Origin of the sequence: Methylacidimicrobium tartarophylax, assembly GCF_902143375.2 — a bacterium.
Taxonomy (GTDB): Bacteria; Verrucomicrobiota; Verrucomicrobiia; order Methylacidiphilales; family Methylacidiphilaceae; genus Methylacidimicrobium; species Methylacidimicrobium tartarophylax.
The window spans coordinates 1-5869 of the sequence record NZ_CABFVA020000046.1 but is presented as its reverse complement, the minus strand read 5'-3'; the positions used below and the strand labels follow the sequence as shown (position 1 = coordinate 5869).

Annotated in this window: 7 protein-coding genes; 1 reads left to right on the top strand and 6 read right to left on the bottom strand. The window is 64.9% G+C overall.

The genetic code is table 11. The annotated features are described in order from the left end of the window. From hypD to hypA, 6 genes are all read right to left on the bottom strand, one after another. Positions 1-448 (bottom strand): hydrogenase formation protein HypD (hypD, locus tag MAMT_RS04960; RefSeq protein ID WP_142659903.1); only part of this gene is annotated, 448 nt, incomplete at its 3' end. Further along, positions 445-750, bottom strand: a complete 306-nt coding sequence (locus MAMT_RS04955; RefSeq protein WP_142659902.1) for a HypC/HybG/HupF family hydrogenase formation chaperone — start codon at positions 748-750, stop codon at positions 445-447. The genes hypD and MAMT_RS04955, both read right to left, overlap by 4 nt. 29 nt (positions 751-779) lie before the next feature. Next, positions 780-3110, bottom strand: coding sequence for a carbamoyltransferase HypF (hypF, locus tag MAMT_RS04950; protein ID WP_142659901.1), 2331 nt, complete (start codon positions 3108-3110; stop codon positions 780-782). Then, positions 3111-3827, bottom strand: coding sequence for a nickel transporter (locus MAMT_RS04945; RefSeq protein WP_142659900.1), 717 nt, complete (start codon positions 3825-3827; stop codon positions 3111-3113). It lies immediately after the preceding gene. A 13-nt stretch (positions 3828-3840) separates the two neighbouring features. Beyond that, positions 3841-4620, bottom strand: a complete 780-nt coding sequence (gene hypB, locus MAMT_RS04940; RefSeq protein ID WP_142659899.1) for a hydrogenase nickel incorporation protein HypB — start codon at positions 4618-4620, stop codon at positions 3841-3843. Between the two features lie 38 nt (positions 4621-4658). Beyond that, the gene (gene hypA, locus MAMT_RS04935; RefSeq protein WP_142659898.1) at positions 4659-5000 is read right to left on the bottom strand and encodes a hydrogenase maturation nickel metallochaperone HypA; all 342 of its coding nucleotides are present in this window, start codon (positions 4998-5000) and stop codon (positions 4659-4661) included. Positions 5001-5233: 233 nt separating this feature from the next. On the opposite strand from hypA, the gene MAMT_RS04930 reads away from it, so the two are divergent. Continuing rightward, a partial coding sequence (locus MAMT_RS04930; protein WP_178086918.1) for an NADH-quinone oxidoreductase subunit B family protein occupies positions 5234-5869 on the top strand: 636 nt, incomplete at its 3' end.

The window sequence follows — 5869 nt, the reverse complement described above, 5'->3', positions numbered from 1 at the left end:
CCGCCAGCCCGTTGGCGGGTGCGGTCGTCTCGAAGCCCACCGCAAAGAAGACCACCTCGCGTCCGGGGTTCTCCCGCGCGATGCGAACCGCCTCGAGCGGCGAGTAGAGCATCCGGACGTCGGCCCCACCCGCCTTGGCTTCTAAAAGGCTCTTCCGGGAGCCGGGAACCCGCAACATATCCCCATAGGAACAGAGGATGACTCCCCGCTCGGCGAGCTCGACCGCCTGATCGATCCGCCGGAGGGAGGTGACGCAGACTGGGCAACCCGGTCCATGGATCAACTGGATCGCCTTGGGAAGAAGGGAGAGGATCCCGTACTTGACCAAGTTGTGCGTCTGCCCGCCGCAAACCTCCATGATCCGCCAAGGTCGCGTAAGCCGCTGGCTGATCCTGGCCAAGATCGTGCGAACCAGTTCGGGATCACGGTATTCCGTGAGAAGCTTCATGGCCGCCGCCTCTCTCCGACCGGAGGCCCTTCCCCGGGGTCCGGAGGAGCGGCCTCAGCCCCGATCTCCTCGAGCGCCCCCATCTCCCGCAGCAGGGCGAAGGTCTTCTCGGCCTCGTCGGCGTCCACGCGGGCAATGGCCAACCCCACATGGACCAGGACAAAGTCGCCTGTCTGGGCCTCCGGCAGCAGCTCCAGGTTCACCTCCTTGACCACCCCGCCGAAGCTCGCCTTCCCCATCCGGAAGCCGCCGGGAAAGGGCGTGTAGACCTCTTTCAATTCTCCAGGAATCGCCAAGCACATCGCCGAACACCTCCCTTCCGAAGAGTCCCCTAGCCTGCCTTTCTTAGGTTTCCGCTCCGCCAGGCGGAGGCCACCATCTGGCCGAAGGAAATACTCTCATCATTGGGGGAAAGGTCATGGGAAATATAGACCGAAAGTTGCTCTCCCCACAAAGCCTCCACGAGGTCGACCAGGAGCCCGTTTTGAAAGACCCCGCCGCCGAGCGCCAGATGCCGCGCGCCCGTCCACTCCGCGACTCGGCCCGCAAGGTGGGCGAGGGAAAGATGGAAGCGCAGGGCGATCTCCCCCGGAGGGGCGCCGCGGACCAGATCGCGGGCGACTTCTTCTCGCAGATCGTCGAGACGCACGACCCCGTCCGAGGAAGGCAGGGGCAAGGGGTAGGGCTCCTGGTTTCGCAGCTTGTCGATCCCGCCGAGCGTTCGAGCGGCGCGCAGCGCAATCCTTTCGAGCCGGCGTGCCGCCTCCCCTTCGAAGGAGACGCGATCGGAAAGACCAAGAAGGCTTGCGAGCCCGTCAAAAAGCCGTCCGATGCTCGAGGTCCTGGGAGCACCCCCTCGCGCAAGCAGCGCCCGGAAAATCGGCCGCTCGGTCGGCCGGAGCTTCGCCTCGAGCCGCGCCCGCAAGGCCTCCGAGGAGTGCCAGAGGCTCAAAGCGGAGAGGCGCGGCTCCCGGATCGCCTTTTCGCCCAGGAGGAGGGGGAAATAGTCGAGATGGGCCACCCGCTCCATCCGTCCTTCCCGCCAGAGAAAGAACTCCCCTCCCCAGATTGCTCCATCCTCCCCCAGGCCGGTCCCATCCCAAATCACGCCGAGCACCGGCTCCCGCTCCCAGAAAAGGGAGTGCTCGGCCAGGAGAGACCAGAAATGGGCCTTCTGGTGCTGCACCTCCTCGGCCTCCCGCCCGAGCTCTCTTGCGAGCGACCTGCCCTCCTCGGTCGAGGTATACTGCGGATGCCGGTCGACGACGATCTGCCGCGGCACAAAGGAGAGCAGGCGGCGGAAATGGGCGAGCACGCGGCGGAAATTCTCCTGGGCCTCCCAGCCCTCCAGATCCCCCAGGGATTGGGAGAGATAGATGTTCCCCTGATGCGCCAGCGTGACCGTCGCCTTCTGTTGCGCCCCCATGGCCAGGATGGCCGCCTCCCGCCCGAGCTCGAAGCCCTGGGCGAGGTAGAGCGGAGCAAAGCCGCGAGCGCGGCGCAAAAGAATGGGCTGCCGGAAAAAAGGAGAAAGTCGGACCACCGAGTCGTCCAACCGGCTCTCGATCTCCCGGTTGTGGCTGAGCACTGCATCGACCCCTTCCCCCCACTCCGCGAGAATCTCCTCCTCGGTGGCCAGGATGGGCGACTCCGACCGATTCGCGCTGGTCGCCACCACCGGACCCGCCAGCCGGTCGAGCAGAAGAGCCGGCAGGGGAGCGGAAGGGAGCATGATCCCCAAGGTGTCCTCTTCGGGGGCCACTCCGGAAGCAATTCGGGTCGGTCCTTCTTTTCGATTCAGGATCACGATCGGTTTCTCGCGGCGGCGGAGCCATCGCTCCTCCTCGGGACCGACGCAGGCCTCTCGCCGAATCGCATCGAGATCGGCAAAGAGGAGCGCAAAGGGTTTGATCGGCCGTTGCTTCCTCCGGCGCAGCTCGGCTACGGCCTTCTCATTCGCCGCGTCCACCAAAAGCAGGTACCCCCCGACTCCCTTCAAGGCGACGATCTCCCCCTGCGCGATCCGCTTCGCCGCCACATCGAGCGCCTCGCCTCCCGAGGCCAGCCGCAATCCCCGAGGATCGAGCAGGTCGGCCCTCACTCCGCAGGCGGGACAAGAGTTGGTCTGGGAATAGAAGCGACGGTCGGCGGGATCTCGATATTCACGGGCGCACTCCGGGCACATCGCAAAGGGCGCCATCGTGGTCCGCTCCCGGTCGTAGGGAAGCCCTTGAATGATCGAGTAGCGGGGCCCGCAATCGGTGCAGGTGATGAACGGATACTGGAAGCGCCGATTCCGTGGATCGGTCATCTCGCGCCGACAGCTTTCGCAGAGGTCCAGATCGGGAAGCAGCAAGACCGTCGCCTTCCCCTCCCGGCTGCTCTCCCGGACCACGAAGCTCGAATCGGTCCCCAGAGGCGCTTCCTCGATCTCTGCGTGCGTCACCGAGGCGATGGAGGGATGATCCCGCAGGAGCGCGGCCGAAAAGCGCTCGAGCGCCTCGACCTCGCCCTGCACCCGGATATGAACTCCCTCGAGGCCGTTGCTCACCCAGCCGACCAAACCCGCTCCGCGGGCCAGCCGGTAGACAAAAGGCCGGAAGCCCACCCCCTGGACTTTCCCTTCGAGACGGATTTGCCAAGCCGCCTTCCGGTGGGTCATTCAGATCCCTCCCGTCCAGAGCCAGAAGACTCCGATCCCGATCGCGACGCTCCCCGTCACCAGGCGAACGGCCAGAAAGCTCCGGTTCCCTCCCGCCGCGGGCAGCAGCGCGACTCTTCCCAGGATCCAGGAAAAGAGCGCCATCCCAAGGATCGCCCCCAGGCCGAAGCCACCGATGTATCCCGCCGCCCCCACCCGGCTCGGGAGAGCGAGCACCGGGAGAGCCGCCAGGAGATGATGGCTGCCTGCGACGCCGTGGAGGAGCCCGATCCAGAGCGGGCCATGGGGATGGCGGTGGACCTCCGCCGCCCCGTGAAGGGAAGAGGAGTGTGCGCTGGACCGGTGGAGATGGAGATGAAGGTGGGCGTGGCTGACCCCGTCATGACAATGCCGGTGGACATGGATCTGGCGGGAGAGAGCACGCAGGCAGCACCAGAGACCGATGGCCACCAGGACGACCCCCACCAGCCGCTCTCCCCAATAAGAAAGCAGCGCAGTCGGCAAGGCGCCCCGCAGCCAAAAAACGAGCAGGCTCAGGAGCCAGACGCCCCCGCTGTGCCCCAGGCCCCAGGAGAGTCCGACTCGCCAGGCGTCCGTACGCCTCTCGATCGTCAACGGGGCGATCGCGGCGAGATGGTCGGGGCCGGTCAGGGCATGGACGATCCCGGCGGCAATCCCCGCTCCCACGGCGCCGACAAGCAAAGGGTCGACCAGCACCTCTGCCGCCCTTCTATGGGACGACCGGCTTTTCCGGCCGGTTGGAGGCCTTGGCGCGAAGCCACCCTTCCTCCACCCAGCGGAGCCACTCCTCCATGCCCTTCCCTGTCTTCGCCGAGAGCAGGAGCGGCTCGAGACCGGGGCGGAGCCGGTGGGCAAAGTCGGCGCACTGCTCCACGGAAAAATCGACGTAGGGCAAAAGATCTGCCTTCGAGAGGAGGAGGAGATCGGCTCCGTGGAAGGCCTCCGGATATTTTCGCGGCTTGTCCTCTCCTTCGGTCACCGAAAGGATCACCACCCGCTTTCCCTCCCCCAAGTCGAAGAGCGCGGGGCAGATGAGATTCCCGACATTCTCGATCCAGAGGATCCCTTGCTCGGGAATCGGCAGCGCCTCGAGCGCGTGAGCCACCGCATGGGCATCGAGATGACAGCTCTTTCCCGTCTGAATCTGGAGGGCGAGAACGCCCGTGGCTCGGATCCGCTCGGCATCGAGCTCGCTCTGCTGGTCTCCTTCGATGACCGCCATCGGGATCCGGTCTCGAAGCGCTTCAAGAGTGCGCACAAGAAGGGTCGTTTTCCCCGACCCAGGGCTGGAAATGATGTTGACGGCCAAGACGCCGCTTCGGCGAAAGATCTCCCGGTTGCGCCGAGCGAAGGCGGCGTTAGCCTCCAATAGATCGGCTTCCAGATCGATGACCCGCCCTCCCTCCGTCCCATGGCGATGCTGCCAAGCATGAGGATGATGCTCATGCTTTGCCCCTTCTTCTCCCCCGCACCCGCAGGTCGCGCACATTGGCTTTTCTCCTTGTTCTTGCCGCGAAGCGGCTCTGGCTAATCGACTTCGATCTCGCCGAGACGGAGCCCGGCATCCTCTTCCCACAGCAACCGATAGCTCCCGCAGACGGCACATGCCTCCGCGAGCTTCTCCGCCTCGCCCTCGTGCGAGCAATCGAGGCAGACGACTCTCGTCGGCACCAGCCGGATTTCCAGGACAGCCCCTTCGGCCAAGGTCCCGCGGGAGGCGACGTCAAACGAAAACATCATCGCTCCCGGCTCGACCATCGCCTGCGGCCCGACCCGAAGCTCCACCCGCCGGACCCTCCGATAATGGTGCCGTCCGGCCTGCGTTTCCAGGATCCCGACCAGGGTTCGACAGAGGGAAAGCTCGTGCATCCGCTTCCGGTCCCTTCCCCATTTCCACCGCTGCCTCTCGACGGATAAATGTCAGGACATCTTCTCTCCGTTTGACATTCGCGTCAGCACAAAAAGCGAGGCTCTCCCTTGGCCTCCTCGGGGGAGGAGCTTGACGCCCGCTTCGGCGGCGACAGATTTTTCCCTGTTTTCGATTGTCTTCCTTGTCATAACAGCCATACGCTGTGAAAAATCGCGGTCAGGGAGGGTTCTCCATGAGAATCATCGGAAAGGGGAAAGTCGCTTCTTCGTCATCCCAGGGAATCGCGGCCCGAACCCTCCAGGAATACGAAGCGCTCCGCCTCCGCTGCGAGCGGAGGCTCCGAGAGCTCGAAGCCTCCGAACCGCTCAATCAGGTTCATCTGCCTTCCCTCCTTCGGGATCGGGGCATGAGCCGACGATCCTTCCTCAAGTGGGCTTCGGCGACGACCGCCCTTCTCTTCCTCCCCGCAAGCTTCGAGAAGCTCGTCGCCCGAGCGGCGGCGGTCATGAACCGGGTGCCCGTCATCTGGGTCGAATACCAGGATTGCGCCGGCAACTCGGAAGCGATCCTGCGCGCGGACGGCCCGACGATCGACGAGCTGCTCCTCGAGGTGATCTCACTCGAGTACCAAGAGACGCTGATGGCGCCGTCGGGTTTTCAAGCCGAAGCCCAACTCAAGGACGCCGTCGAGAGCTTCCGGGGGAAGTATATTTTGATCGTCGAAGGCTCCATTCCGATGGAGGAGGGCTTCGGATTCAACGGCGCGCGCGCGGAAAGCTTTCTGGAGAATCTCAAGCGCCTCTCCCGCGACGCCCTGGCTGTCATCGCCGTGGGGAGCTGCGCCTCCTACGGCGGCATCCCCGCCGCC